27 protein-coding genes are annotated in these 23779 nt (G+C 72.2%); 8 read left to right on the forward strand and 19 right to left on the reverse strand.

The genetic code is table 11. The annotated features are described in order from the left end of the window. Nucleotide 1: 1 nt before the first annotated feature. Both ftsH and rlmE read right to left on the reverse strand, forming a co-directional pair. Nucleotides 2–1909: an ATP-dependent zinc metalloprotease FtsH gene (ftsH, locus tag FPV26_RS06025; protein WP_147652814.1), complete on the reverse strand. Its 1908-nt coding sequence runs from the start codon at nucleotides 1907–1909 to the stop codon at nucleotides 2–4. Nucleotides 1910–1920: 11 nt separating this feature from the next. Continuing rightward, on the reverse strand, nucleotides 1921–2553 hold the full coding sequence (gene rlmE / locus FPV26_RS06030; RefSeq protein WP_147652871.1) for a 23S rRNA (uridine(2552)-2'-O)-methyltransferase RlmE: 633 nt from the start codon (nucleotides 2551–2553) through the stop codon (nucleotides 1921–1923). 63 nt (nucleotides 2554–2616) lie between these two features. Between rlmE and yhbY the strand changes: the two genes are divergently transcribed. Both yhbY and FPV26_RS06040 read left to right on the forward strand, forming a co-directional pair. After that, a complete protein-coding gene (gene yhbY / locus FPV26_RS06035) occupies nucleotides 2617–2922 on the forward strand; it encodes a ribosome assembly RNA-binding protein YhbY (RefSeq protein ID WP_147652815.1) in 306 nt (101 codons plus the stop codon). 15 nt (nucleotides 2923–2937) lie between these two features. Beyond that, on the forward strand, nucleotides 2938–3318 hold the full coding sequence (locus tag FPV26_RS06040; RefSeq protein WP_147652816.1) for an MTH938/NDUFAF3 family protein: 381 nt from the start codon (nucleotides 2938–2940) through the stop codon (nucleotides 3316–3318). Nucleotides 3319–3325: 7 nt separating this feature from the next. Here the strand turns inward: FPV26_RS06040 and FPV26_RS06045 are convergent, their stop codons facing one another. From FPV26_RS06045 to surE, 4 genes are read right to left on the reverse strand one after another with little or no spacing between them, the layout of a single operon-like run. Further along, nucleotides 3326–4057 carry a peptidoglycan DD-metalloendopeptidase family protein gene (locus FPV26_RS06045; protein ID WP_246109222.1) on the reverse strand — a complete coding sequence of 244 codons (732 nt, stop codon included), beginning with the start codon at nucleotides 4055–4057 and terminating at the stop codon, nucleotides 3326–3328. Nucleotides 4058–4065: 8 nt separating this feature from the next. Further along, complete coding sequence (locus tag FPV26_RS06050) at nucleotides 4066–4680, reverse strand: YqaA family protein (RefSeq protein WP_147652818.1); 615 nt, start codon at nucleotides 4678–4680, stop codon at nucleotides 4066–4068. After that, on the reverse strand, nucleotides 4677–5378 hold the full coding sequence (locus FPV26_RS06055; RefSeq protein WP_147652819.1) for a protein-L-isoaspartate(D-aspartate) O-methyltransferase: 702 nt from the start codon (nucleotides 5376–5378) through the stop codon (nucleotides 4677–4679). Before FPV26_RS06055 ends, FPV26_RS06050 begins: the two co-directional genes overlap by 4 nt. Continuing rightward, a complete protein-coding gene (gene surE / locus FPV26_RS06060) occupies nucleotides 5375–6163 on the reverse strand; it encodes a 5'/3'-nucleotidase SurE (RefSeq protein WP_147652820.1) in 789 nt (262 codons plus the stop codon). Before surE ends, FPV26_RS06055 begins: the two co-directional genes overlap by 4 nt. A 124-nt stretch (nucleotides 6164–6287) precedes the next feature. Here surE and FPV26_RS06065 point away from each other — a divergent pair, with 124 nt between their 5' ends. Next, complete coding sequence (locus tag FPV26_RS06065) at nucleotides 6288–6851, forward strand: Smr/MutS family protein (protein ID WP_147652821.1); 564 nt, start codon at nucleotides 6288–6290, stop codon at nucleotides 6849–6851. Here the strand turns inward: FPV26_RS06065 and FPV26_RS06070 are convergent, their stop codons facing one another. The 9 genes from FPV26_RS06070 to FPV26_RS06110 form a co-directional block, all read right to left on the reverse strand. Then, nucleotides 6852–7088: a hypothetical protein gene (locus tag FPV26_RS06070; protein ID WP_147652822.1), complete on the reverse strand. Its 237-nt coding sequence runs from the start codon at nucleotides 7086–7088 to the stop codon at nucleotides 6852–6854. 119 nt (nucleotides 7089–7207) lie between these two features. After that, a complete protein-coding gene (gene truD, locus FPV26_RS06075) occupies nucleotides 7208–8248 on the reverse strand; it encodes a tRNA pseudouridine(13) synthase TruD (protein WP_147652823.1) in 1041 nt (346 codons plus the stop codon). 4 nt (nucleotides 8249–8252) lie between these two features. After that, nucleotides 8253–8732: a 2-C-methyl-D-erythritol 2,4-cyclodiphosphate synthase gene (gene ispF, locus FPV26_RS06080; protein WP_147652824.1), complete on the reverse strand. Its 480-nt coding sequence runs from the start codon at nucleotides 8730–8732 to the stop codon at nucleotides 8253–8255. Between the two features lie 122 nt (nucleotides 8733–8854). Further along, complete coding sequence (gene ispD, locus FPV26_RS06085) at nucleotides 8855–9583, reverse strand: 2-C-methyl-D-erythritol 4-phosphate cytidylyltransferase (RefSeq protein ID WP_147652825.1); 729 nt, start codon at nucleotides 9581–9583, stop codon at nucleotides 8855–8857. Further along, a complete protein-coding gene (gene ftsB / locus FPV26_RS06090; protein WP_147652826.1) occupies nucleotides 9580–9903 on the reverse strand; it encodes a cell division protein FtsB in 324 nt (107 codons plus the stop codon). The genes ispD and ftsB overlap by 4 nt, the downstream gene beginning before the upstream one ends. Before the next feature lie 12 nt (nucleotides 9904–9915). Then, the gene (gene eno / locus FPV26_RS06095) at nucleotides 9916–11202 is read right to left on the reverse strand and encodes a phosphopyruvate hydratase (protein WP_147652827.1); all 1287 of its coding nucleotides are present in this window, start codon (nucleotides 11200–11202) and stop codon (nucleotides 9916–9918) included. Between the two features lie 215 nt (nucleotides 11203–11417). Then, entirely contained in the window at nucleotides 11418–12251 is an 834-nt protein-coding gene (gene kdsA / locus FPV26_RS06100) for a 3-deoxy-8-phosphooctulonate synthase (RefSeq protein WP_147652828.1), read from the reverse strand. Further along, nucleotides 12248–13933, reverse strand: a complete 1686-nt coding sequence (locus FPV26_RS06105) for a CTP synthase (protein ID WP_147652829.1) — start codon at nucleotides 13931–13933, stop codon at nucleotides 12248–12250. The genes kdsA and FPV26_RS06105 overlap by 4 nt, the downstream gene beginning before the upstream one ends. A gap of 140 nt (nucleotides 13934–14073) precedes the next feature. Next, complete coding sequence (locus tag FPV26_RS06110; RefSeq protein WP_147652830.1) at nucleotides 14074–14727, reverse strand: hypothetical protein; 654 nt, start codon at nucleotides 14725–14727, stop codon at nucleotides 14074–14076. Between the two features lie 265 nt (nucleotides 14728–14992). Here FPV26_RS06110 and FPV26_RS06115 point away from each other — a divergent pair, with 265 nt between their 5' ends. Then, on the forward strand, nucleotides 14993–15679 hold the full coding sequence (locus FPV26_RS06115; RefSeq protein ID WP_181952568.1) for a hypothetical protein: 687 nt from the start codon (nucleotides 14993–14995) through the stop codon (nucleotides 15677–15679). Nucleotides 15680–15689: 10 nt separating this feature from the next. Beyond that, nucleotides 15690–17579 (forward strand): DNA topoisomerase IV subunit B, encoded by a 1890-nt coding sequence (gene parE / locus FPV26_RS06120; protein WP_147652832.1) that lies wholly within the window; start codon nucleotides 15690–15692, stop codon nucleotides 17577–17579. A gap of 19 nt (nucleotides 17580–17598) precedes the next feature. Here the strand turns inward: parE and hutG are convergent, their stop codons facing one another. The 4 genes from hutG to FPV26_RS06140 form a co-directional block, all read right to left on the reverse strand. Beyond that, nucleotides 17599–18381 (reverse strand): N-formylglutamate deformylase, encoded by a 783-nt coding sequence (gene hutG / locus FPV26_RS06125; protein ID WP_147652833.1) that lies wholly within the window; start codon nucleotides 18379–18381, stop codon nucleotides 17599–17601. 191 nt (nucleotides 18382–18572) lie between these two features. Continuing rightward, the gene (locus FPV26_RS06130) at nucleotides 18573–19832 is read right to left on the reverse strand and encodes an NAD(P)/FAD-dependent oxidoreductase (protein WP_147652834.1); all 1260 of its coding nucleotides are present in this window, start codon (nucleotides 19830–19832) and stop codon (nucleotides 18573–18575) included. A 60-nt stretch (nucleotides 19833–19892) separates the two neighbouring features. After that, nucleotides 19893–21173: a DUF418 domain-containing protein gene (locus FPV26_RS06135; protein WP_147652872.1), complete on the reverse strand. Its 1281-nt coding sequence runs from the start codon at nucleotides 21171–21173 to the stop codon at nucleotides 19893–19895. An 85-nt stretch (nucleotides 21174–21258) separates the two neighbouring features. Next, the gene (locus FPV26_RS06140; protein ID WP_147652835.1) at nucleotides 21259–21738 is read right to left on the reverse strand and encodes an FKBP-type peptidyl-prolyl cis-trans isomerase; all 480 of its coding nucleotides are present in this window, start codon (nucleotides 21736–21738) and stop codon (nucleotides 21259–21261) included. A gap of 82 nt (nucleotides 21739–21820) precedes the next feature. Between FPV26_RS06140 and FPV26_RS06145 the strand changes: the two genes are divergently transcribed. From FPV26_RS06145 to FPV26_RS06155, 3 genes are all read left to right on the forward strand, one after another. Further along, the gene (locus FPV26_RS06145; RefSeq protein WP_181952569.1) at nucleotides 21821–22357 is read left to right on the forward strand and encodes a C40 family peptidase; all 537 of its coding nucleotides are present in this window, start codon (nucleotides 21821–21823) and stop codon (nucleotides 22355–22357) included. Nucleotides 22358–22635: 278 nt separating this feature from the next. Next, nucleotides 22636–23235 carry a C40 family peptidase gene (locus FPV26_RS12825; protein ID WP_425473063.1) on the forward strand — a complete coding sequence of 200 codons (600 nt, stop codon included), beginning with the start codon at nucleotides 22636–22638 and terminating at the stop codon, nucleotides 23233–23235. 139 nt (nucleotides 23236–23374) lie between these two features. Next, entirely contained in the window at nucleotides 23375–23773 is a 399-nt protein-coding gene (locus tag FPV26_RS06155; RefSeq protein WP_147652837.1) for a hypothetical protein, read from the forward strand. The last annotated feature ends 6 nt before the right edge of the window (nucleotides 23774–23779 follow it).

The following is a 23779-nucleotide window of genomic DNA, read 5'->3' on the forward strand; positions in this document are numbered from 1 at the left end:
CTCAGGTCTGCGCGGCCGGGCCGCCGATCGGGGGCAGCCGGGTGGCCTCGCCCTTGTCCTTGCCGTTGCCGTTGCGGCCCCAGCCGGCCGGCGGCGGCGGCTCGCGGCCCTCCATGATCGCGTCGATCTGCGGGGCGTCGATGGTCTCGTACTGCAGCAGCGCGCGCGCCATCGCGTGCAGCTTGTCCATGTTCTCGGTGAGGATCCGCTTGGCCCGCGAATAGGCCTGGTCGAGGATCCGCCGCACCACCTCGTCGATCTGGCGCGCGGTGTCGTCGGAGACGTTCTTGTGCTGGGTCACGCTGCGGCCCAGGAACACCTCGTCCTCCTCCTCGCCGTAGGCGATCGGCCCCATCTCGTCGGACAGGCCCCACTTGGTGACCATGTTGCGCGCCATCTTGGTCGCGCGCTCGATGTCGTTGGCCGCGCCGGTGGTGACCTTGTCGGCGCCGAACACCAGCTCCTCGGCCACACGGCCGCCGTACAGCGAGCACAGCTGCGACTCGATCGCGGTGCGGTTGTAGCTGTACTTGTCGCCCTCGGGCAGGAACTGGGTCACGCCCAGCGCGCGGCCGCGCGGGATGATCGTCACCTTGTAGACCGGGTCGTGCTCCGGCACCAGGCGGCCGACGATGGCGTGGCCGGCCTCGTGGTAGGCGGTGAGCGTCTTCTCCTGCTCGCTCATCACCATCGAGCGGCGCTCGGTGCCCATCAGGATCTTGTCGCGGGCGCGGTCGAAGTGGTCCATGCGGACCTCCTTCGCATTCTCGCGCGCGGCGAACAGCGCCGCCTCGTTGACCAGGTTGGCCAGGTCCGCGCCGGAAAAGCCCGGCGTGCCGCGCGCGATGGTCATCGCGTCCACGTCGTCGGCCAGCGGCACCTTGCGCATGTGCACCTTGAGGATCTGCTCGCGGCCCTTCACGTCGGGCAGGCCCACCACCACCTGGCGGTCGAAGCGGCCCGGGCGCAGCAGTGCCGGGTCGAGCACGTCGGGCCGGTTGGTCGCGGCGATCACGATCACGCCCTCGCCGCCCTCGAAGCCGTCCATCTCCACCAGCAGCTGGTTGAGGGTCTGCTCGCGCTCGTCGTGGCCGCCGCCCAGGCCGGCGCCGCGATGGCGGCCGACCGCGTCGATCTCGTCGATGAAGATGATGCACGGCGCGTGCTTCTTGGCCTGCTCGAACATGTCGCGCACGCGGCTGGCGCCGACGCCGACGAACATCTCGACGAAGTCGGAGCCGGAGATCGAGAAGAACGGCACCTTGGCTTCGCCGGCGATGGCCTTGGCGAGCAGGGTCTTGCCGGTGCCCGGCGGGCCGACCATCAGCACGCCGCGCGGGATGCGCCCGCCGAGCTTCTGGAACTTGGCCGGGTCGCGCAGGAACTCGACCAGCTCGGCGACCTCGTCCTTGGCCTCGTCGCAGCCGGCGACGTCGGCGAAGGTGACCTTGGTCTGGTCCTCGGTGAGCAGCTTGGCGCGCGAACGGCCGAAGCTCATCGCCCCGCGGCTGCCGCCCTGCTGCATCTGCCGCATCATGAACAGCCAGAAGCCGATGATCAGCAGCACCGGCAGGAAGTTGATCACCAGCGCCCAGAACGACACGCCCGACTCCGGCGGCGCCTGCTTGATCTCCACGCCGTGGTTGATCAGGTCGTCCACCATGCGCTCGTCGCGGCGCGGAGCGATGGTGGTGCCGGTGCTGCCGTCCTTGCGCTCGAACACCACGGTGCGCTCGTCGGCGGCGATCTCGACCTTGCGGATGCGGTCGTCGCGCACGTCCTCGATGAACTGGGAGTACACGACCTCCTCGCTGCCGGCGGGCATCTTCGGGCTGAAACTCTGGAACACCACCATCAGCACGACGGCGACCACCACCCAGAGCAGCAGATTCTTGGCAAGATCGTTCATGGGTCCTCGGGCTACTTCACCTGCGCAAGCTTGCCCTGGGCCAGGGCGTACACCTCCGGCGAGCGCTTGCGCGACGCCGCCGGCTTGCGGATCGCCACTCTGGCATAGCGCCGTCGCAGCTCCCGCAGATATTCGTCGAACCCGACGCCCTGGAACAGCTTGATCAGGAACGTCCCGCCGGGGCGGAGGTGGCGGTCGGCGAAGTCCATCGCCAGCTCGGCCAGATGCATCGCCCGCGGCTGGTCCACCGCATCCACGCCGCTTTTATTGGGGGCCATGTCCGACAGGACAAGGTCCACCGGCTGCCCCCCGAGCACGGCCTCCAGACGGGATAGGACCGCACCGTCCCTGAAATCCCCATGAAGGAACTCGACCCCGGCCAGCGGCGGCATCTCCAGGATGTCCAGGGCGATCACCCGGCCGCTGTCGCCCAGCGCCTGCCGCACCCACTGCGACCAGCCGCCCGGGGCGGCGCCCAGGTCCACCACCACCATGCCCGGGTGCAGCAGGCGGTCGCGCTCGACCAGCTCCTCGAGCTTGTACGCCGCCCGCGAGCGCATGCCTTCGGCCTGCGCCTTCTTCACGTACGGGTCGGAGAAGTGCTCCTTGAGCCAGCGGTGGCTGGACTTGCTGCGCGGGGCCATGACGGACGGGCCGGGGGAGACGGGCATGATACCCTGCGCGCCCCCATCCCCTGCCCCGCCCCCATGCCGATCGCCCTCACCGCCGCCCAGACCCGTTTCCTGCGCGGCCAGGCCCATGGACTGAAGGCGATGCTCCAGGTGGGCGGCAAGGGCGTCACCGACGCGCTGGTGGCCGAGGTCGGCAACGCCCTGGAGCAGCACGAGCTGATCAAGGTGAAGGTGGCGGCCGAGGACCGCGAGGCGCGCGAGGCCATGATCGAGGACCTGGCCCGCCGCACCGGCGCCGCCCTGGTGCAGCGGATCGGCCATACTGCCGTGCTCTACCGGCCCAGTCGCGAGAAGCGGCAGATCGTGCTGCCGCGGAGCTGAACGGGCCGCGCGCCCATGCAACTCAACCTCGAACGCCCCGATTACACCTGGTTCCTGCGCGGCGCCGACGGCGCGCAGGCGCTGGTCAACGACCGGGTGCTGACCCGCAGCTTCTTCCTCGCCCCGGAGACGCTGGTGGAGGACTGGGCCGTGCACGATGCCCGCGTCCTCACCGCCGCCCTGCTCGAGCCGCTGCTGGCGCTGCAGCCGGAGGTGATCGTGCTCGGCACCGGCGCGGCGCAGGTCTTCCCCCCGGCCGCCGCGCTCGCCGCCTGCCTGACCCGCGGCGTCGGCGTGGAGGTGATGGGCAACGCCGCCGCGGCGCGCACCTACAGCGTGCTCGCCGGCGAGGGCCGGCGCGTGGTGGTCGGCTTCATCTTCGCCGCCGCGTCCTGAGGCGGCCTCAGCGCGACGGCAGGTAGCGCAGCGGGTCCACCGGCTTGCCGTTGTGGCGGATCTCGAAGTGCAGCATCTCGCGCGCGGCGCCGGTGCGGCCGAGCTCGGCGATCTGCTGGCCGGCCTTCACCACCTGGCCCTCGTTCACCAGGCGTGCGCGGTTGTGGCCGTAGGCCGAGAGCCATTCGTCGTTGTGCTTGACGATGATCAGCTCGCCGTAGCCGACCAGTCCGGCGCCGGAATAGACCACCACGCCGTCGGCCGCGGCGCGCACCGGATCGCCGGACTTGCCGGCGATGTCGATGCCCTGGCGGGTGACGTCGCCGGGCACGAAGCGGTTGAGCAACGGCCCGTCCGCCGGCCATTGCCAGACGATGGCGCTGACCGGCGGCGGCGTTGGGCGCGGCGTGGCGGCGGGCGGGCGGGCAGGCGCGGACGGAGTGGCCGGCGGCGGCGTGACGGCGCGACCCGGCGCGCCCGGATACAGGCGCAGCCGCTGGCCGGGGTAGATCACGTACGGCGGCGGGATCCGGTTCCACATCGCCAGGTCGAGCGGGCTGATGCCGTGGTTGACCGCGATCCGGTACAGCGTCTCGCCGCGCTGCACCACGTGCACCGCGCCGTACTTCGGCGCCGAGACCCGCGGCGGCGGCCGCGCGGCGCCACGCTCGGGAATGACGCGGCTGCTGGCGCAGGCGGACAGGAACAGGGCGAGGGCGGCCAGGAGGACGGTTCGCATGCCGCGCATCATGCCGCGTGCGCCCGCCATGCCAACCAGCCGATGCCGAGCACCAGCACCGCGGTCGCGCCCCAGCCGAGCGGCTCGATCCAGCGGTGCAGCAGGCGCTCGGCGCGCGCGCCGCCGAGCCGGATCGCGGCCGCCAGCAGGTACACGCGCTTGCCGCGCCCGACCAGCATGCTGGCCAGGAACGGCAGCATCGGCACCCCGACCACGCCGGAGGCCCAGGTGAAGATCTTCAGCGGGATTGGGGTGAAGCCGGCGATCACCAGCACCCAGAACGCCTGCCAGGGCGACTGCTGCGCCACTTCGCGCAGCCACGCCACCTGGGCGTCAATCCGCTCGATCCAGCCCAGCGCCGCCAGCAGCGGCTTGACCAGCTCGTAGGCGAAATGGCCGAGCGCGTAGCCCACCACCGCGCCGAGCAGCGAGCCCACCAGGCTGATGCTGGCGAAACGCAGGCCGCGCTGCGGCTGCGACAGGCACATCGGCGCCAGCATCACCTCCGGCATCACCGGGAACACGATCGCCTCGGCGAAGCTGAGCGCGCCGAGCAGGCTCGGTGCGCGCGGATGCCGGGCCCAGGCGAGTGCGCGCTCGTAGAGCGGACCGAAGACCTTCAATCCACCATCCCCGGCAGCAAGGGCACGAACACCACCGAGGCGAGGTTGGACTGCTCGATCCGTCCCTCGGCGTCCTTGCGCACGCACAGCAGCGACTGCGCGCCCGCGCCGCCGACCGGCGCGACCAGCACGCCGCCGGGGGCGAGCTGCTCGACCAGCGCCGGCACCAGCGCCGAGGCCGCGGCGGTGACCACGATGCCTTCGAAGGGCGCCTCCTGCGGCCAGCCGACGTTGCCGTCGTCGTGCCGGCTGCGGATGTCCAGGCCGAGGGTGCGGAAGCGCTTGCGCGCCACCCGCAGCAGCTCGCCGATGCGCTCGACGGTGAACACGCGCAGGCCGAGTGCGGCCAGGATCGCGGCCTGGTAGCCCGAGCCGGTGCCGATCTCGAGCACCTTCGGCGCTGGCGCCTGCGCGCCGTGCGCCGGCAGGGCGGCGAGCACCGCCTCGGTCATCCGCGCCACCACCCACGGCTGGGAGATGGTCTGGCCGTGGCCGATCGGCAGCGCGGTGTCCTCGTAGGCGCGGGTGGCGAAGGCCTCGTCCACGAACAGGTGCCGCGGCACCGCACGGATCGCGGCCAGCACGCGCTCGTCGCGGATGCCGTTCTCGCGCAGGCGCTCGATCAGGCGGTCACGCACGCGCTGGCCGGTCATGCCCAGGCCCACCGCCTCCGGCTGCAGACGGATGCGCGCGATCATGCCGCCGGCTCCGTGCGCCGCAGCGAGGCCGCCAGGCCGTCCACCCAGCTCGCCACCTGGTCCAGCGCCTGGTAGCGGGTCAGGTCCACGTGGATCGGGGTGATCGAGATGTTGCGGGTGCGCACCGCGTGGAAATCGGTGCCGGGGCCGGCATCGTGCTCGGCGCCGGCGGCGCCGATCCACCACCAGGTGCGGCCGCGCGGATCCTGCTGCGGGGTGCACGGCTCGGCGCGGTGGCGCTTGCCCAGGCGGGTGACCTCGAAGCCCGCGACCGCCTCCCACGGCAGGTCGGGCACGTTGACGTTGAGGATGGTGTCGGCCGGCAGCGGATCGGTCATCAGCCGGGCCACGATCTCGACCGCGGCGCGCGCGGCGGTGCTGTAGTGCCGGCCGCTGCCCTCGCGGGTGGCCAGCGAGACCGCGATCGCCGGCAGGCCGAGGAACCGGCCCTCCATCGCCGCCGCCACCGTGCCGGAATAGATCACGTCGTCGCCGAGGTTGGCGCAGGTATTGATCCCGGAGACGACGATGTGCGGCTCCTCGTCGAGCATGCCGGTGATCGCCACGTGCACCGCGTCCGTGGGCGTGCCGTACACCTTCCAGGTGTGCTCGTCCACGCGCACCACCCGGATCGGCGCATCCAGCGTGAGCGAGTTGCTGGCGCCGCTGCGGTCGCGGTCCGGGGCCACGGTCAGTACATCGTGCCCGGCCGCGCGCAGGCCTGCGGCGAGGATCTTGATGCCGGGGGCGTCGACGCCGTCGTCGTTGCTGACCAGTACGCGCATGGGGGGCCTGCCAGGGGCCGCGCGCGAGCGGCGCGGCGATTCTCGTTGTGCAGGCGGATGATAGCCGATGCCTCGCCACGGCCGCGTTCGGGAACACACGCCCGCCACGCGTTACGCTGTGGCGATGGGCCAGCGCAGGCAGCCACCGACGGAGCCGCACGCGGACGACGATGCCGCGCTGTTCCGCGAGGCGGTGGGGCCGGTGCGCCGCTTGCGCCCGTCTCCCGAGCCCCCGGCCGCACCGAAACCGCGCCCTGCGGCACGGATGGGCGCGCAGGACGAGGCCGACGCGCTCGAGGCGCTCCGGCGGACGCTGGAAAGCGGGCCCCTCGAGGCCGGCGACGCGCTGTCCTGGCACCGCGCATCGGTGCCGCCGCGCACCCTGCGGCAATTGCGCCGCGGCCAGTTCGCGGTCCAGGACGAACTCGACCTGCACCATGCCGACGCGGCGCAGGCGGAGGCCTGGCTGCGCGAGTTCCTGCGCCAGGCGCGCGAGGCCGGCCACGGCTGCGTGCGGATCGTGCACGGCAAGGGACGGCACGGCGACGCGCGCGCGCCGGTGCTCAAGAACCTGGTGGACCGCCTGCTGCGCCAGCGCGCGGACGTGCTGGCCTACGCCTCCGCGCCGCCCGCACAGGGCGGGACGGGCGCGGTGCTGGTGCTGCTGGCGCCGCGCAGGCGCGGCTGATCACTCATCGGATCCGGATTCGACCCGGCGCACGGGCGGATTGATCCATACCACCTGCACGCCACGGATGCGGGCGATCCGTTCGACCTGTTCGATGTAGGCCGAATCGGTCGCGATCCGGCTGCCGGACTCGGCGACCGGCCGCTGCGCGGTTTCCCGGGTGGTGGCGCATCCGGCGCTGGCGGCGGTCGCCAATGCCGCCGAGAGCAAGCGGATGATGAGGGGCGTGGGGATCATGACGGCTTCTCCTGGAGAGGGCCGCACACCACGGCGCACACCGGGGTGTGCAATTCCCGCTTATACGCCGCCGCCGACGGACGGAAAGTCCCGCAGCTTGCTTTCCGACGGACGGTCGCTCAACCCGCGCGAACGTCGCGGATCGGGCCCAGCTCGGCCAGCACGGCGGTGGCATAGCACCCCGCCGGCAGGGCGAACGCCAGCCGCAGCATGCCGTCTTGCGGCCATTCGGCCCGCAGCTCCGCCGGCCGCACCCGCAGTGCCCGGCGCTCCTGGCGCAAGCCCGCCGCTTCCAGCCCCGCACGCAGGGCCAGCATGTCGGCATCGGCGAGCGTCGCCTCCTCCACCGCCCGGGCGGCACCACCGGTGCGCAACTCCCCCGCCCCCCACAGCGGCCCGGTGGGATGGATGTCCCAGGCCGTCAGGCGCGCGGCCAGGGCTTCGCTCCACGGCTCCGGCCCGAACACGCTGTGGCTGCCTTCCAGCATCCACACCTCGCCGTCCAGCCCCCGGTCCCACGAGCCATCGGCCACGCGTGCGGCCAGCACCCGGTTGAACAGCGCCGAGCGCGCCGCCGAGAGCAGCAGCGCGCGCTCCTCGCGGCGCACGCGGCGGCCGGCGAACATCGCCAGCGCCTTGCCGACGTTGCCGCCTTCGCGTCCGAAGCGCTGTTCGCCGAAGTAGTTCGGCACGCCACGTGCGGCGATCGCGCGCAGGCGCGCCTCGATCGCCGCACGTTCGCCCTGCACGTTGCGCAGCACCAGCACGAAGCGGTTGCCGGCCAGCGCCCCGCGCGGCAGCTTGCGTGCGTGCCGCGCGGCCGCCAGCACCCGCAGCCCTTCCGCCTCGAGCGCGGCGAGGTCGGGCTCCGCCCTGCCCGGCAGGTGCACGCTGAAACGCTGGCGGGTGACCGCATGCCGGTCCTTCAGGCCCGCGTAGCCGACGCCGTGTTCGGGAATGCCGGCCCAGCGCGCGATCCGCTGCGCGGCGAAGGCGGTGTTCATGCCGCGCTTCTCGACCGTCAGTAGCAGGTGTTCGCCCGCGCCGGAGGGTTCGAAGCCCGGGAGTTCCTCGACGAGGAAATCCTCGGGCACGGTGCGGATGTCCGCGGCCAGCACGGCCCCGCCGTGCGCGCGCGGCAGCGGCGCGTCCGTCGTCACCGGGTCACGCCCGCACGAGCAGGCACACCGCGTGCGCGGCGATGCCCTCGCCGCGGCCGGTGAAGCCGAGCTTCTCGGTGGTGGTGGCCTTCACGCTCACCGCGTCCGGCGCGACGCCGAGCTCCTGCGCCAGCAGCGCCTGCATCGCCGGCACGTGCGGGCCGACCTTCGGCCGCTCGCAGATCACGGTGACGTCGGCGTTGCCCGGCGCCCAGCCGCGCTCGGCGGCCAGCGCGCGGCAGTGGCGCAGGAACACGCGGCTGTCGGCGCCCTTCCAGCGCGGGTCCGAAGGCGGAAAATGGCGGCCGATGTCGCCCAGCGCGAGCGCGCCCAGGATCGCGTCGCACAGCGCGTGGATCACCACGTCGCCGTCCGAGTGCGCCAGCACCCCGCGCTCGTGCGGCACGCGCACGCCGCCGAGCATCACATGGTCGCCCTCGCCGAAGGCGTGCACGTCGAAGCCGTGGCCGATGCGGATGTCCATGATTCGGTTATTTAGCCACGGATCAGCACGGATGAAGGCGGATGGAGCAGGAACAAGGCGACTCCCCCCAGGCCTCGGCTGCATGGCCGGGGGAGTGGCGAGACGGTTGCACACCAGCCTGATCAGTGTTCATCCGTGCGGATCCGTGGTTGAAGCTTCTCCCCGCGCCCGGCGAGGAGGAACTCGAAATAGGCCAGGTCCGCGGGGGTGGTGATCTTGAGGTTGTCCTCGCGGCCTTCGACCAGCAGCGGGCGGTGGCCGAGCCGCTCCATCGCCATCGCCTCGTCGGTGACCGCCGCGCCCGCCGCGCGCGCGGCCTGCAACGCCTGGGTCAGCTGCAGGCGGCGGAACAACTGCGGGGTCAGCGCACGCCACAGGCGCTCGCGCGGCTCGGTGGCGTCGATGCCGCCGTCGTCGCCGGCGCGCTTGAGCGTGTCGCGCACCGGCGCGGCCAGGATCGCGCCGACCGGGTCGGTGCGGCCGCGCTGCAGCAGGCGGTCGAGATCGTCGGGATGCAGGTTCGGCCGCGCCGCGTCGTGCACCAGCACGAAGTCGTCGGCGCGGACCTCGTCGGGCAGCGCCGCCAGGCCGGCGAGCACCGAGTCGGCGCGCTCGGCGCCGCCGAGGCAGGTGCGCAGCGGCTTGCCGTCGAACGCGGTCCAGCCCGGCCAGTGCGGGTCCTTCGCCGCCAGCACCACCACCGCGCCCTGCACCGCCGGGTGCGCGAGCAGCGCGCGCAGGGTGTGCGCGAGCAGCGGCCGGCCGGCGACGGGCAGGTACTGCTTCGGCAGGCCGCCGCCGAAGCGGGTGCCGCGGCCGGCGGCGGGGACGATGGCCCAGACGCCGCTCATTCGTCCTCCGCCGGCACGTCCGCGGGCGGGGCCGGCGGCGCGGGTTCGACCACGCGGTAGAAGGTCTCGCCCGGCTTGATCATGCCCAGCTCGCTGCGCGCACGCTCCTCCACCGCCGCCTCGCCGGACTTGAGGTCCTCGACCTCGGCCGCGAGCGCGTCGTTGCGCTGCTGCCGTCCGGCGTTGTCGCGCTTCTGCCGCTCCACCTGCTGGCGCAGCGCGGCCACATCGCGCTGCCCGCCGGGGCCGAACCAGAACCGGTACTGCAGCCACGCCAGCAGCGCGACCAGCAGCAGCACCAGCACCCGGAGCGCGCGCATGCGGGCGACGGATCAGCGCCGCAGCGAGACGAAGGCCTCGCGCCCGGCGTAGCGGGCGGCCGCGCCGAGCTGCTCCTCGATGCGCAGCAGCTGGTTGTACTTGGCCACGCGGTCGCTGCGGCACAGCGAGCCGGTCTTGATCTGGGTGGCGGTGGTGGCCACGGCGATGTCGGCGATGGTGGTGTCCTCGGTCTCGCCGGAGCGGTGCGAGACGATCGCGGCGTAGCGGGCGCGGTCTGCCATCGCGATCGCCTCCAGGGTCTCGGTCAGGGTGCCGATCTGGTTGACCTTGATCAGGATCGCGTTGGCCACGCCCTGCTCGATGCCGTCGCGGAAGATGCGCGGGTTGGTCACGAACAGGTCGTCGCCGACCAGCTGCACCGTGCCGCCCAGGCGCTCGGTGAGCAGCTTCCAGCCGGCCCAGTCGTGCTCGGCCATGCCGTCCTCGATGGTCACGATCGGGTACTGCGCGCACCAGCCGGCCAGGAAGTCCACGAACTGTTCCGAGGTCAGGCGCTTGCCTTCGCCGGTGAGGTGGTACTTGCCGTTCTCGAAGAACTCGCTGGAGGCGACGTCGAGGCCGAGCAGCACGTCCTCGCCGGCGGTGTAGCCGGCCTTGCCGATCGCCTCGAGGATGGTCTCCAGCGCCTCCTCGTTGGAGCGCAGGTCGGGGGCGAAGCCGCCCTCGTCGCCGACCGCGGTGGACAGGCCGCGGCCCTTCAGCACCGACTTGAGCGCGTGGAAGATCTCGGTGCCGCAACGCAACGCCTCGGAGAACGAGGGGAAGCCGACCGGCAGGACCATGAACTCCTGCAGGTCCACGTTGTTGTCGGCGTGCGCGCCGCCGTTGACGATGTTCATCATCGGCACCGGCAGCACCACCTCGGCGCCGTTCGCCAGGTGCTGCCACAGCGGCATCCGGCGCGAGGCGGCCATGGCGTGCGCGCTGGCCAGCGACACGCCGAGCAGCGCGTTGGCGCCCAGCCGGCCCTTGTTCTCGGTGCCGTCGAGGTCGATCAGGCGCTTGTCGAGCGCGGCCTGGTCGGCGGCATCGGCGCCGTGCAGCGCCTGCGCGATCGTGGTGTTGACGTTCTCGACCGCCTTGCGCACGCCCTTGCCCAGGTAGCGGGTCTTGTCGCCGTCGCGCAGCTCCACCGCTTCCTTGGTGCCGGTGGAGGCGCCGGAGGGCACGGCGGCGCGGCCGAAGCTGCCGTCGCTCAGCGTGACTTCGGCTTCGAGGGTCGGGTTTCCGCGACTATCGAGAATCTCGCGGGCGTGGATCTTGGCGATCGTGGTCATCGTCGTTTCGTCGTGAGGTGGGAAGATCTTTTGACGCGGATTCACGCGGATCAACGCGGATAGAACGAATCCGGGCATTGGCCACGGATTGACACGGATGGACACGGATAAGCCATCAAAAGGTTTGTTTCCAATGGCTTTTATCCGTGTCCATCCGTGTTCATCCGTGGCAAAAAAGCTTTATCCGCGTTGCTCCGCGTGAATCCGCGTCCAAATCAAAGCCCCGACTCCAGGAACCCGTGGCGCTTGGCGACGCGGTCGAGTTCGAGCAGCACCTCCAGCAGCGCGCGCATCCTCGGCAGCGGCCAGGCGTTGGGGCCGTCGGAGAGCGCCTTGTCCGGGTCCGGGTGGGTCTCCATGAACAGGCCGCTGATGCCGGCCGCGACCGCGGCGCGCGCGAGCACCGGCACGAACTCGCGCTGGCCGCCGCTGGCGCCGCCCTGCCCGCCCGGCAGCTGCACCGAGTGGGTGGCGTCGTAGACCACCGGGCAGCCGGTGTCGCGCATCACCGCCAGCGAGCGCATGTCGCTGACCAGGTTGTTGTAGCCGAAGCTCGCCCCGCGCTCGCAGACCATGATCTGCTCGTTGCCGGTGGCCTTGGCCTTGGCCGCGACGTGCTTCATCTCCCAGGGCGAGAGGAACTGGCCCTTCTTGATGTTCACCGGCCGGCCGGCGCGGGCGACGTTCTGGATGAAGTCGGTCTGCCGGCACAGGAACGCCGGCGTCTGCAGCACGTCCACCACCTCCGCCACTTCCTGCATCGGGGTGTACTCGTGCACGTCGGTGAGCACCGGCACGCCGATCTGGCGCTTGACCTCGGCCAGCACCTTCAGCCCCTCCTCCAGCCCCGGGCCGCGGAAGCTGGTGCCGGAGGTGCGGTTGGCCTTGTCGAAGCTGGACTTGAAGATGAAGGGGATGCCGAGCGCGGAGGTGATCTCCTTGAGCTGCCCGGCGGCGTCGAGCTGCAACTGCAGCGACTCGATCACGCACGGGCCGGCGATCAGGAAGAACGGTTTGTCCAGGCCGACTTCGAATCCGCAAAGCTTCATGCCGTGGCTTCCTTGAGCAGCCGGCCGCCGGCCTTGTGTTCGCGCGCGGCGCGGATGAAGCCGACGAACAGCGGATGGCCATCGCGCGGGGTGGACAGGAACTCCGGGTGCGCCTGGCAGGCCAGGAACCACGGGTGCCGCGACTGCGGCAGCTCGATCATCTCCACCAGGGTGTCGTCCATGGACTTGGCCGAGATCACCAGCCCGGCGTCCTCGAGCTCGGTGCGGTAGCGGTTGTTGAATTCGTAGCGGTGGCGGTGGCGCTCGCCGACCACGTCCCTGCCGTACAGCCGGTGCGCCAGGGTGCCGGGCCTGATCCGCTGCTCCTGCAGGCCCAGGCGCATGGTGCCGCCGAGGTCGGAGTCCTCGCTGCGGCGCTCGATCTCGCCGGTGGAGGTGCGCCACTCTGTGATCAGGCCGATCACCGGGTGGGTGGTGCGCTTGTCGTTCTCGGTGCTGTTGGCGTCGGCCCAGCCGAGCACGTGGCGGGCGTAGTCCACCACCGCGGCCTGCATGCCGTAGCAGATGCCGAAGTACGGCACCTGGTGCTCGCGCGCATGCTTCGCGGTGAGCACCTTGCCCTCGAAGCCGCGGTCGCCGAAGCCGCCCGGCACCAGGATGCCGTCCACGCCCTCGAGCACGTGCGGGCCCTCGCGCTCGACGTCCTGCGACTCGATCCACTTCAGGCGCACGCGGGTGCGCTGGCGCAGGCCGCCGTGCTTGAGCGCCTCGGCCAGCGACTTGTACGCGTCCTGGTGGTCCACGTACTTGCCGACCACGGCGATGGTGACCTCGTCCACCGGATGCTCGGCGGCGTCCACCACCGCCTGCCACTCCGACAGGTCGGCCTGCGGGCGGGCCTTGTCCTCCAGGCGCAGGCGCTCGACCACGATCTGGTCCAGCCCCTGGGCGTGCAGCCACATCGGGATCTTGTAGATGTTGTCCAGGTCCACCGCCGAGATCACCGCCTTCTCGGGCACGTTGGTGAACAGCGCGATCTTGCGCCGCTCGCCGTCCGGCAGCGGCTGCTCGCTGCGGCACAGCAGGATGTCGGGCTGGATGCCGATCGAGCGCAGCTCCTTGACCGAGTGCTGGGTCGGCTTGGTCTTGAGCTCGCCGGCGGCGGCGATGAACGGCACCAGGGTCAGGTGCAGGAACAGCGCCTTGTCCGGGCCGCGCTCGGTGCGGATCTGGCGGATCGCCTCCAGGAACGGCAGCGACTCGATGTCGCCGACGGTGCCGCCGATCTCGACCAGGGCCACGTCGAAGCCGGCGGTGGCCTCGTCGATGCGGCGCTTGATCTCGTCGGTGATGTGCGGGATCACCTGCACGGTCCCGCCGAGGTAGTCGCCGCGGCGCTCCTTGCGGATCACCGACTCGTAGATCTTGCCGGTGGTGATCGAGTTCTTGCCCGACAGGCGGGTGCGCAGGAAGCGCTCGTAGTGGCCGAGGTCGAGGTCGGTTTCGGCGCCGTCGTCGGTGACGTACACCTCGCCGTGCTGGAACGGGCTCATCGTGCCCGGATCCACGTTGATGTACGGGTCCAGCTTCATCATCGTCACGCGCAGGCCGCGCGCTTCGAGGATGGCCGCCAGCGACGCCGCCGCGATGCCCTTGCCGAGCGAGGAGACCACGCCTCCGGTGACGAAGACGAGCGGCGTGACGGAGCTGGAGGACGTCATGGAGCGGGGGCTTGCAGGAAAGCGACAGTTTACCGGCCCCGCCCGCGGGCCGCGACCGCGGGGCGGCAACCGCCTGTCCCGGCTGGAAAAAACACGCCCCGCGCGGGGCGGGGCGTGGACTTGCGGCCGTGGCAGGGCCGTTACGGGCGGCTGCCGGCGCGGCCGCGCGGCGTGCGGTCGTTGCGCGCCTGCGCGTCCTCGCGCTCCTCGGCCTGCGCCTTGGCCGGCGCGTCGGCCGACCCGGCCTGCTGCCCGCCGGTCTGCGCGGTCAGCGCCGAGTGTGCCGCGGCGGTGGCATTGCCGGAGACGGCCGTCACCGCCCGGTCGTCGGCGTGCGCCTGGGCCTGCGCCGCGCCGTGCGCGCGGCCGTCCACCGCCGCGCCGCCGGACACGACCTGGCCGGCCTGGCCGATCGCCTGGCCGGCGGTGGCCAGACCGGCGCCGGCCGCGGCGTCGGCCTGACCCTGGGCGTCGGCCACCGCTCCGGCCGCAGTGCCCAGGCCGGCCTCGGCCGCCGCTTCACCCTGCGCCCGGGCTTGGGCGGCCGTGCGCCGCGCGGCCTCGCGCGCCTGGCGGAGCGTGTCGGTGCGCGCTTCCATCCCGACGTCGCCGCGCAGGCGGGTCGCCGCGTCGGTGCGCATGTCCACCTGCACCGGCGCGGTGCGCACGCCGACCCCGGCGCCGACGTTCACGCCGCCGCCGACATTGATGTTGCCGCCCAGCACCTGCGCCGAGGCGCACGGCGCCAGCGCGGCACCCAAGAGGATCGTCAACACTGCATTGCGCTTGTCCATCGTCATCCCTCCATCAGTTCTGTGGTCTGTGCCGCTCCCCTTGTGCGACGGCCCGACCGTAGTCAACCCAACCCTGCCCGGCACTGAATTCGGGCATGGGGAATTTCACCCAGCGCGCGCGACGATCATGAATCGTTCACCCACCGCGATCACGACACCGCGCGCGGCGCATTCACGCGCGCTTGACCGCACCCGGTGCGCCCCGCATGCTCGCTGCCCACTTCATCCGGGGGGATCCGCCATGCCGTTCCGTGCCTTGCTGTTCATGTCCGCGCTCCTGCTGGCGTGGCCCGCTGCCGGCGCCGCCGCCGAGGAAGCGCTGCCGCCCGCCCGGATCCGGATCGACCAGTTGATCGGCGAAACCCAGAAGACCAGTTCGTCCACCGAGATCGTGGACGTGGTGTGGTGGATCCCGTCCCAGTTCTGGGCCGCGGCGCTGGCCAAGGACGAGGACGTGCCCGAAGCCAGCCGGCGCGAGATCCTCGAACTGTTCGACAAGTACACGGTGGTCGCCGCGGTGCACGGCAGGATCGGCAGCTTCGGCGTGTCCGGCTTCACCTCCGAGGCGGAAGTGCGCAAGTCGCTGCGGCTGGTGGATGCCGAGGGCACCGAGCATGCGCCGCTGGCCGAGGACCGGCTCGATCCGCGGCTGAAGGTGGTCACCCAGATCCTGCGCCCGATGCTCGCCAACGCGATCGGCCAGATGGGCAGCAACCTGAACTTCTATGCGTTCCCGGCCAGGCGCAAGGACGGCCGGCCGGTCGCCGATCCGCTTGGCCAGGGGCGCCTGACCGTGCACATGATGGGCAACGAATACGCCTTCCGCCTGCCGCTGGGCAGCCTGCTTCCGCCGCGCCACGATCCGCAGACCGGCGAGGTCTTCCCTGGCAGCTACCGTTTCAACCCCTACACCGGCACCGCGCTCGAAGCCGAGCCCGCCACGCCCCGCTGACCCCGCATCCATGAGTTCCCGCTACAACGCCGCCGACATCGAAGTCCTCTCCGGCCTGGACCCGGTCAAGCGCCGGCCGGGCATGTACACCGACACCGCGCGCCCGAACCACCTGGCGCAGGAGGTGATCGACAACTCGGTGGACGAGGCGCTGGCCGGGCACGCGCGCACGATCGAGGTCACGCTGCACGCGGACGGCTCGTGCGAGGTCGCCGACGACGGCCGCGGCATGCCGGTGGACATCCACCCCGAGGAGAAGATCCCGGGCGTCGAGCTGATCCTGACCCGCCTGCACGCGGGCGGGAAGTTCAGCAACCGCAACTACACCTTCAGCGGCGGCCTGCACGGCGTCGGCGTGAGCGTGGTCAACGCGCTCTCGCGCAAGGTCGAGGTGTTCATCCGGCGCGACGGCAACGAGTACCGGATGGAGTTCCGCGACGGCGCGCCCGCCTCGAAGCTGGAGGTCGTCGGCAGCGTCGGCCGCAAGAACACCGGCACCCGGCTGCGCTTCTGGCCCGACCCGAAGTACTTCGACAGCCCGAAGTTCAACGTGCGCGCGCTCAGGCACCTGCTGCGCGCCAAGGCGGTGCTGTGCCCGGGCCTGACCGTCACCCTGCACGACGCCGCCACCGGCGAGCGCGACACCTGGCACTACCAGGACGGCCTGCGCGACTACCTGCGTGGCGAACTGGCCGGGCGCGAGCTGCTGCCGCCCGAGCTGTTCGTCGGCCACCTGGCCAAGGAGACCGAGGTGGCGGACTGGGCCGCGGCCTGGGTGCCGGAGGGCGAACTGGTGCAGGAGAGCTACGTCAACCTGATCCCGACCTCGCAGCACGGCACCCACGTCAACGGCCTGCGCACCGGCTTCACCGACGCCCTGCGCGAGTTCTGCGACTTCCGCAACCTGCTGCCGCGCGGGGTCAAGCTCGCGCCCGAGGACGTGTGGGACCGGGTCTCGTTCGTGCTGTCGCTGAAGATGACCGACCCGCAGTTCTCCGGCCAGACCAAGGAGCGGCTGTCCTCGCGCCAGGCTGCGGGCTTCGTCGAGGGCGCCGCGCACGACGCGTTCTCGCTGTGGCTCAACCAGCACGTGGAGCTGGGCGAGAAGATCGCACAGCTCGCCATCGAGCGCGCCGCGGCGCGGCTGAAGACCGAGAAGCAGATCGTCCGCAAGAAGGTGACCCAGGGCCCGGCGCTGCCCGGCAAGCTCGCCGATTGCATCTCGCAGGACCTCTCCCGCACCGAGCTGTTCCTGGTCGAGGGCGACTCCGCGGGCGGCAGCGCCAAGCAGGCGCGCGACAAGGAATTCCAGGCGATCCTGCCGCTGCGCGGCAAGATCCTGAACACCTGGGAAGTCTCGCCCGGCAGCGTGCTCGCCTCGCAGGAGGTGCACGACCTCGCCGTGGCGATCGGTTGCGACCCCGGCAAGGACGACCTGTCCGGCCTGCGCTACGGCAAGATCATCATCCTCGCCGACGCCGACTCCGACGGCCTGCACATCGCCACCCTGCTCTCGGCGCTGTTCCTCAGGCACTTCCCCGCGCTGGTGCGCGCCGGCCACGTGTTCGTGGCGATGCCGCCGCTGTTCCGCGTGGACGTGGGCAAGCAGGTGTTCTACGCCCTCGACGAGGAGGAGAAGCGCCTGCTGCTCGAGCGCATCGAGCGCGAGAGGATCAAGGGCGCGGTGCACGTCACCCGCTTCAAGGGCCTGGGCGAGATGAACCCGCAGCAGCTGCGCGAGTCCACCATCCACCCCGACACCCGCCGCCTGGTCCAGCTCACCGTGGACGACGCCCGCGAGACCGAGGCGCTGATGGACATGCTGCTGGCCAAGAAACGCGCCGCCGACCGCAAGAGCTGGCTCGAAGCCAAGGGCGACCTGGCGACGCTGGAGGTCTGAAAGCGCGGCTCGGCCGCCGCTAGACCGCCAGCGCCGCCTCCAGCAGGGCGCGGATGACCGCCTGCGCCCCGGCGGCGCGCGCCTCGTCGTAGGCGAACGTGGCCTCGTCCATGTAGATGCGCTGACTGATCTCGAGCTGCACCGCGCTGACCCCGCGCGCGGGCTGGCCGTAGTGCCGCGTGATGTAGCCGCCCTTGAAACGGCCGTTGATCACGTAGTCGTAGTGCCGTTGCCCTTCCAGCACCCGCTCCAGCCGCCCCTGCAGCGCCGGCTCGCAGCTCGCCCCGCCGGCGGTGCCCAGGTTGAGGTCGGGCAGGCGGCCGTCGAACAGGAACGGCAGCTCGCCGCGGATCGAATGGCCCTCCCACAGCACCACCCGCCCGTGCGCCGCGCGCAACCGCGCCAGCTCCTCCTCCAGCGCCGCGTGGTACGGCCGCCAGTAACGCTCCACCCGCGCCGCGATCTCGTCCGCGTCCGGCTCCTGCCCGTCGCGGTACACCGGCTCGCCGGAGAACTGCACCACCGGGCACAGCCCCGTCGTGTTCTGCCCCGGATACAGCGAGGCATCGTCCGGCGGCCGGTTCAGATCCACCACGTAACGCGACCAGCGCGGCACGAGCACCGACGCCCCCAGCTCGCGCGCGAACCCGTACAGCCGCGACACATGCCAGTCGGTGTCCGGCGCATGCCGCGCACTCCCGGTCATGCGCGCGGCGATCGCATCCGGAATGGCGCTGCCGTCGTGCGGCAGGCTCACCAGCAACGGCGCGGTGCCGCGATGGAGGGTGAAGACGTCGTTCATGAAGTCATGCAGGCAGGCGGAAGGCTTCCGGACAGCCGGCGGGGCTTGCCGGGACTGTCGGCGGCATGGATGCCGCCGACAAGACTACAGGGATGTATTCACGGCGTGTCCCGGCAAGCCCCGCCGGCTGTCCGGAAGCCATCGGAGAAACCACGAAGCAGAAGGGAGGCATCAGGCGGCACGCGCCAGGCTCACCCGAACCGCGCCGGCGCATACGGCGCGGGATCCAGCGCCGGCGCGCGTCCCGTCATCAGGTCCGCGAGCAACTGCCCCGTGCCCGCGCTCATGCCCACCCCCATCATCCCGTGCCCCGTCGCCAGCCACAGCCGCGCCCGCCCCGGCACCCGCCCGATCAACGGCACATCGTCCACGCACATCGGCCGCCACCCGCACCAACGCTCCCGCACCTCACGCCCCACCGGCGCGCGCAGATACTCCCGCGCCCCCCGCTCCAGCGCCCCCAGCCGCCGCGCATTGAGCGCATCGTCGAACCCCGAGAACTCCATCGTGCTGCCGAGCCGGAACCCGCTGCCCCACGCCGTCACGCACACCGACCGCTCCCGCAGCACCAACGGCCGCCGCGGCACCAGCGCCGGCGGCGCATAGGTGATCGAGTAGCCCTTGCCCGGCTGGATCGCCCGCCGCAACCACGGCAGATCCAGCGCCCGCGCCAGCCGCGGCGACCAGGCCCCGGCCGCGACCACGACCTCGCGCGCCCGCCACGTCCCCCGCGCCGACGCCGCGCGCATCCCGCCGGACTCCTCCGCCAGCGCCGTCAGCGCGCAGTCCTCGACGATCTCCCCGCCCCGCGCCCGCACCACCCGCGCCAGCTCGGCCACGTAGCGGTCCGGCCGCAGCGCCGCATCGCCGGCAAAGCGCAGCGCCCCCGCCACGCCCGGCTTCACCGCCGGCTCCTGCCCCTCGTACTCGGGCCCGGCGATCACCTCCACCGCCACGCCCAGCTCGCGCAGCAGCGGGATCTCCCGCTGTCCGTGCGCGAACGCCTGCCGATCGCGGAACACGTAGTCCTCGCCCGATTCCACGAACTCGCACTCCAGGCCGTGGCGGCCGATCCACTCCGCCAGGCGCGCGCGCGAATCGTTGAGCAGCGCCCCCTTGGCGCGCGCGCTCGCGGCCCAGTCGCGCCGGTTGCAGCGCAGCGCGAAGCGCAGCAGCCACTGCCACAGCAGCGGATCCAAGCGCGGCCGGATGTACAGCGGCGCGTCGGGCGTGAGCATCCAGCGCAGCGCGCGCAGCACCGTGCCCGGCGCGGCCAGCGGCGGCGCGTGGCTGGGCGTGATGGTGCCGCAGTTGCCGTGCGAGGCCCCGCCGCCGACGCGGCCGGCCTCGAGCACGCGCACCCCGCGCCCGCTTTCCAGCAGCGCCAGCGCGCAGGCCAGGCCGATCACGCCGCCCCCCACGATCAGCACGTCATCGGACTGGGCAGACACGGTGGCTCGGGGCGCGCTCGCGAACGGGCGCCAGAGTGTAATCCGCTTCGATCCCGCGCTTCAGTCGGCCTGCAGCGCGAACGCCGCGCCCGGCGCGGCCCGCATCGGCGGCCGCCGGCCGTAGGTGAGCCAGCGCCACAGCCATTCCGCCGGCCCGAAGCGGTAGCGCGACAGCCACCAGCGGCTGAGCAGCACCTGCGCGCCGAACAGCGCCAGCGCGAACGGCACCTGCCACAGCCGCGGCAGGCGCTCGAACAGGCCGAGGCCGTAGCCGTAGAACACCAGCGTGCACACCACCGACTGCAGCAGGTAGTTGCTCAGCGCCATGCGCCCGGCCGGCGCCAGCCACGCCAGCCGCACCCGCCACGCCGGCGACTGCAGCGCCAGCACCAGGCTCGCGAAGTAGGCCAGGCACAGCAGCAGGTTGGCCACGAGCGCGGCGCTCTGCGCCAGGGCGATGCCGAAGTCCATGCGCGCAAGGTCCATCGTCGGCATGCGCCAGACCGACCACAGCATCAGCGGCAGGCCGAGCGCGAAGCCGGCATTGCGCAGCCGGCGCAGCAGCGGCAGGTGCGCGCCCGGGTCGGCCATCACCCCGCTGCGCACGAACCAGCTGCCGAGCACGAACATCGCCAGCACGATCGGCCCGCCGAAGGCCAGGAAGCCGAGCATCAGTGCGGTGTCCTGCGCCCGCTGGGCGACCGCGTCCAGATAGCCGCCCGCACCGTAGGCCTCGCGCTGGGCCTGGGCCAGGGCCTCGAACTCGCGCGCCTGTCCGGCCATGTCGCGCTGCATCGCGGCCGCGGCCTGCGGATCGAATTTCGCCGCCTCGACCCCGAGCGCCCACAGCCAGGTCAGCAGCAGCGGCAGCAGGTACAGCACCACGGTCCATTTCGGCAGCCGCGACACCGGCGTGCGGCGGAAGCCCGCCAGCAGCACGAAGCCCAGCAGCGCGTAGGTCAGCAGGATGTCGCCCGACCACACCAGCAGCGCGTGCGCCAGGCCGATCCCGAGCAGCGCCAGCAGCCGCCGCGCATACAGCCGTGCCCCGCTGCGGCCGGCAGCCTCGGCCCGCTGCAGCATGATCGCGAAGCCCATGCCGAACAGCAGCGAGAACAGGGTGAAGAACTTGCCCTGCACCAGCACGTAGACCGCCGCGTCCGCCCAGCGGTCCGCGCCGGAGAAGCGCGGGTTCACGCCGCTGAGCGCTTCCATCATCGGGCCGGCGAAGGCCTCGATGTTCATCAGCAGGATGCCGAGCAGGGCGAAGCCGCGCACGACGTCGAGCGCCTCGATCCGCTCGCGCGCGGACACCGGCGCGAGCGGCGCCGGATCGGTCATGGTCTGCATGCAGGTCTCCTCCCCAGGATCCCTGCAGGGTGCCGCGGCCCGGGCCGCGGGGCAATGCCCGCGGCCGCGGCGGCGGTCAGTGGTGGTGACCGCCCTCGCCGTGCACGTGGCCGTGCTCGATCTCCTCGGGGCTGGCCTCGCGCACGTCCACGATCTCGATGTCGAAGTGCAGGTCCTTGCCGGCCATCGGGTGGTTCAGGTCCACGTCCACCACGCTCATGCCCACCTTCTCGATGGTCACCGCGCGCGGGCCGAAGTTGGTGTTGAGCACGACCTGCATGCCGGGCACCAGGCGCCGGTCGCCGAAGTGCTTCTTGGGCACGCGCTGGATCAGGCCCTCGCGACGCTCGCCGTAGGCCTCGGCCGCCGGCACGTCCACCGAGAAGCTCTCGCCGGCACCGCGGCCTTCCATCGCCTTCTCCAGCCCCGGGATGATGTTGCCGTGGCCGATCAGGATCGCGAGCGGCTCGCTCTCCTTCGAGGACTCCAGCGGCGGCTGGCCGACCTCGCTGACGGTGTAGTGGAAGCGGACGACGCGGTCTTTCTCGATCTTCATGGGGAATCCAGCGGAGACGGCACGGGGCCGGAGGGACGAAGGCGCTTGTCGCGCCGGGGCGCTGCGGCCACACTGCGCCGCGATGAGGAAGGGCACGCATTATCCCGGCTCGGCCCCGGCGGCGCCATGCCTGGCCGTGCTCGCGCTGGCCGTGCAGCTCGCCGCCTGCGGCGGTCCGGAACCGCTGCGGCGCGCTCCGCCGGCCGCACGCGACTGGCCGGTGGTGGCCCCGGCCGACCCCGCGGCCGCGAACGCGGTGGTGCTGCGCGCGATCAGCCTGGTCGGCACTCCCTACCGCTACGGCGGCAACACCCCCGAGGGCGGGTTCGACTGCAGCGGCCTGGTCGCCTACGTGTTCCGCGACATGCTCGACCTGCGCCTGCCGCGCACCTCGCGCGAGCTGGCCGCCTACCAGGGCCCCCGGATCGAACCCGCGCGCCTGGCGGCCGGCGACCTGGTGTTCTTCGGCCGCGGCGGGGAGGTCACCCACGTCGGCATCTACGTCGGCGAGGGCCGGTTCGTGCATGCCCCCAGCACCGGCGGCACGGTGCGGCTGGACCGGCTGGACGGCCCGTACTGGCGCGAGCATTACAGCGGAGCCCGGCGGGTGCTGCGCTGAGCCCGTCCACCCCGGCCGGGGTGGGCGCTCCCGGGGGCGGACTGCCATCATCCCGGCGCAAGCCGGGATCCAAGTTGCTGTTTTCGATGGATTCCGGCTCGCGCCGGAATGGCGGACACGCCGCTGGCCAGCGGCTCCCTAACGAAATCTGAACCATTGCGCCCCCCAGCCCGGGCATCATCGGCGCCTCCGATCCGACCGGTGAGCCCCGAGTGACGTCCGCACAGCTGCCCTCCGGCCTGCCCGCCGCCACCCGCACCCGTCGCCCGTCCTTCCGTCTGCTGTTCGCCAGCCTGGTGCTGGCCGCCGCCGCGCAGCCGGCGCTGGCCGCCCCGGACGCCGTCGTCGAGGCCCCTGCCGCCACGACCACCCCGGCCACCACGACCGCCCTGGCCACCCCGGCCACCGATCCCTCGCCGCTGCCCGAGCGCAAAGGCCTGTTTGGCGGCGGCCTGGCCGGCCTGTTCGCCGCCGTGCCCGACGAGGCGTCCGACCTGAACGGCCGGATCCAGGGGATCTTGTCCCAGGCCATGACCCTGCTCGGCACGCCGTACCGCTGGGGCGGCACCTCGCCCGAGCGCGGCTTCGACTGCAGCGGGCTGGTCGGCTACGTGTTCCGCACCGCGCTCGGCATCGAGCTGCCGCGCGTCTCGCGCGAGATGGCCCGGGCCGGCATGCCGGTGGATCGCGCCGCGCTGATCCCCGGCGACCTGGTGTTCTTCAAGCTGCGCGGCCAGCGCATCGACCACGTCGGCATCTACGTCGGCGGGGGCCGGTTCCTGCACGCGCCGCGCCGTGGCCGCGACGTGACCGTCTCGAGCCTGGACGACGGCTACTGGAGCCGGCACTTCACCCTTGCCCGCCGGGTGGCGATGTAGCGCCCGCCCCGAATACACGCCGCCGCCAACGCCGCCTCCGGGCGGCTTTTTCGTGCATGCGGCGCGGGCCGACCGCCGGATTTGCCAGGACGGGCGGCGCGGGCGATGCTCCCTCCCCGATCCGGGAGGAGGGGACGACATGGGACGCACGATCCTGGGAGTGCTGGCCGGGGCCGTGGTGGCCTGGCTGGTGATCATGCTGTGCCAGTTCGCCAGTGCGCGGCTGTACCCGCTTCCGCCCGGGCTGGACCTGGGCGACACGCAGCAACTCGCGGCCTACGTGGCCTCGGCGCCGAAGGCGGCGATGGCGCTGGTGCTGGCGAGCTGGGCGCTCGGGGCGTTCGCCGGGGGCTGGACTGCAGCGTGGATCTCCGAAAAGCACCCCCGGCCCGCCGCGATCGCGGTCGGCCTGCTGGTGCTGGCGGGCGTGGTCGCCAACACGATGATGATCCCGCACCCGACCTGGATGGTGGTGCTGGGCGTGCTGCTGCCGGTGCCCGCCGCCCTGCTCGCCACCACCCGGCCGCGCGGCGCCTGAGGCCGC

This window comes from Vulcaniibacterium gelatinicum, from assembly GCF_008033445.1.
Lineage (GTDB): Bacteria > Pseudomonadota > Gammaproteobacteria > Xanthomonadales > Xanthomonadaceae > Vulcaniibacterium_B > Vulcaniibacterium_B gelatinicum.

What these genes read in the sequence shown, in the direction of transcription:
- ftsH (WP_147652814.1), bottom strand. Translation starts at nt 1,909, where the DNA reads ATGAACGATCTTGCCAAGAATCTGCTGCTCTGGGTGGTGGTCGCCGTC.
- rlmE (WP_147652871.1), bottom strand. Translation starts at nt 2,553, where the DNA reads ATGGCCCCGCGCAGCAAGTCCAGCCACCGCTGGCTCAAGGAGCACTTC.
- yhbY (WP_147652815.1), top strand. Translation starts at nt 2,617, where the DNA reads ATGCCGATCGCCCTCACCGCCGCCCAGACCCGTTTCCTGCGCGGCCAG.
- FPV26_RS06040 (WP_147652816.1), top strand. Translation starts at nt 2,938, where the DNA reads ATGCAACTCAACCTCGAACGCCCCGATTACACCTGGTTCCTGCGCGGC.
- FPV26_RS06045 (WP_246109222.1), bottom strand. Translation starts at nt 4,057, where the DNA reads ATGCGAACCGTCCTCCTGGCCGCCCTCGCCCTGTTCCTGTCCGCCTGC.
- FPV26_RS06055 (WP_147652819.1), bottom strand. Translation starts at nt 5,378, where the DNA reads ATGATCGCGCGCATCCGTCTGCAGCCGGAGGCGGTGGGCCTGGGCATG.
- surE (WP_147652820.1), bottom strand. Translation starts at nt 6,163, where the DNA reads ATGCGCGTACTGGTCAGCAACGACGACGGCGTCGACGCCCCCGGCATC.
- FPV26_RS06065 (WP_147652821.1), top strand. Translation starts at nt 6,288, where the DNA reads ATGGGCCAGCGCAGGCAGCCACCGACGGAGCCGCACGCGGACGACGAT.
- FPV26_RS06070 (WP_147652822.1), bottom strand. Translation starts at nt 7,088, where the DNA reads ATGATCCCCACGCCCCTCATCATCCGCTTGCTCTCGGCGGCATTGGCG.
- ispF (WP_147652824.1), bottom strand. Translation starts at nt 8,732, where the DNA reads ATGGACATCCGCATCGGCCACGGCTTCGACGTGCACGCCTTCGGCGAG.
- ispD (WP_147652825.1), bottom strand. Translation starts at nt 9,583, where the DNA reads ATGAGCGGCGTCTGGGCCATCGTCCCCGCCGCCGGCCGCGGCACCCGC.
- ftsB (WP_147652826.1), bottom strand. Translation starts at nt 9,903, where the DNA reads ATGCGCGCGCTCCGGGTGCTGGTGCTGCTGCTGGTCGCGCTGCTGGCG.
- eno (WP_147652827.1), bottom strand. Translation starts at nt 11,202, where the DNA reads ATGACCACGATCGCCAAGATCCACGCCCGCGAGATTCTCGATAGTCGC.
- kdsA (WP_147652828.1), bottom strand. Translation starts at nt 12,251, where the DNA reads ATGAAGCTTTGCGGATTCGAAGTCGGCCTGGACAAACCGTTCTTCCTG.
- FPV26_RS06105 (WP_147652829.1), bottom strand. Translation starts at nt 13,933, where the DNA reads ATGACGTCCTCCAGCTCCGTCACGCCGCTCGTCTTCGTCACCGGAGGC.
- FPV26_RS06110 (WP_147652830.1), bottom strand. Translation starts at nt 14,727, where the DNA reads ATGGACAAGCGCAATGCAGTGTTGACGATCCTCTTGGGTGCCGCGCTG.
- FPV26_RS06115 (WP_181952568.1), top strand. Translation starts at nt 14,993, where the DNA reads ATGTCCGCGCTCCTGCTGGCGTGGCCCGCTGCCGGCGCCGCCGCCGAG.
- parE (WP_147652832.1), top strand. Translation starts at nt 15,690, where the DNA reads ATGAGTTCCCGCTACAACGCCGCCGACATCGAAGTCCTCTCCGGCCTG.
- hutG (WP_147652833.1), bottom strand. Translation starts at nt 18,381, where the DNA reads ATGAACGACGTCTTCACCCTCCATCGCGGCACCGCGCCGTTGCTGGTG.
- FPV26_RS06135 (WP_147652872.1), bottom strand. Translation starts at nt 21,173, where the DNA reads ATGACCGATCCGGCGCCGCTCGCGCCGGTGTCCGCGCGCGAGCGGATC.
- FPV26_RS06140 (WP_147652835.1), bottom strand. Translation starts at nt 21,738, where the DNA reads ATGAAGATCGAGAAAGACCGCGTCGTCCGCTTCCACTACACCGTCAGC.
- FPV26_RS06145 (WP_181952569.1), top strand. Translation starts at nt 21,821, where the DNA reads ATGAGGAAGGGCACGCATTATCCCGGCTCGGCCCCGGCGGCGCCATGC.
- FPV26_RS06155 (WP_147652837.1), top strand. Translation starts at nt 23,375, where the DNA reads ATGGGACGCACGATCCTGGGAGTGCTGGCCGGGGCCGTGGTGGCCTGG.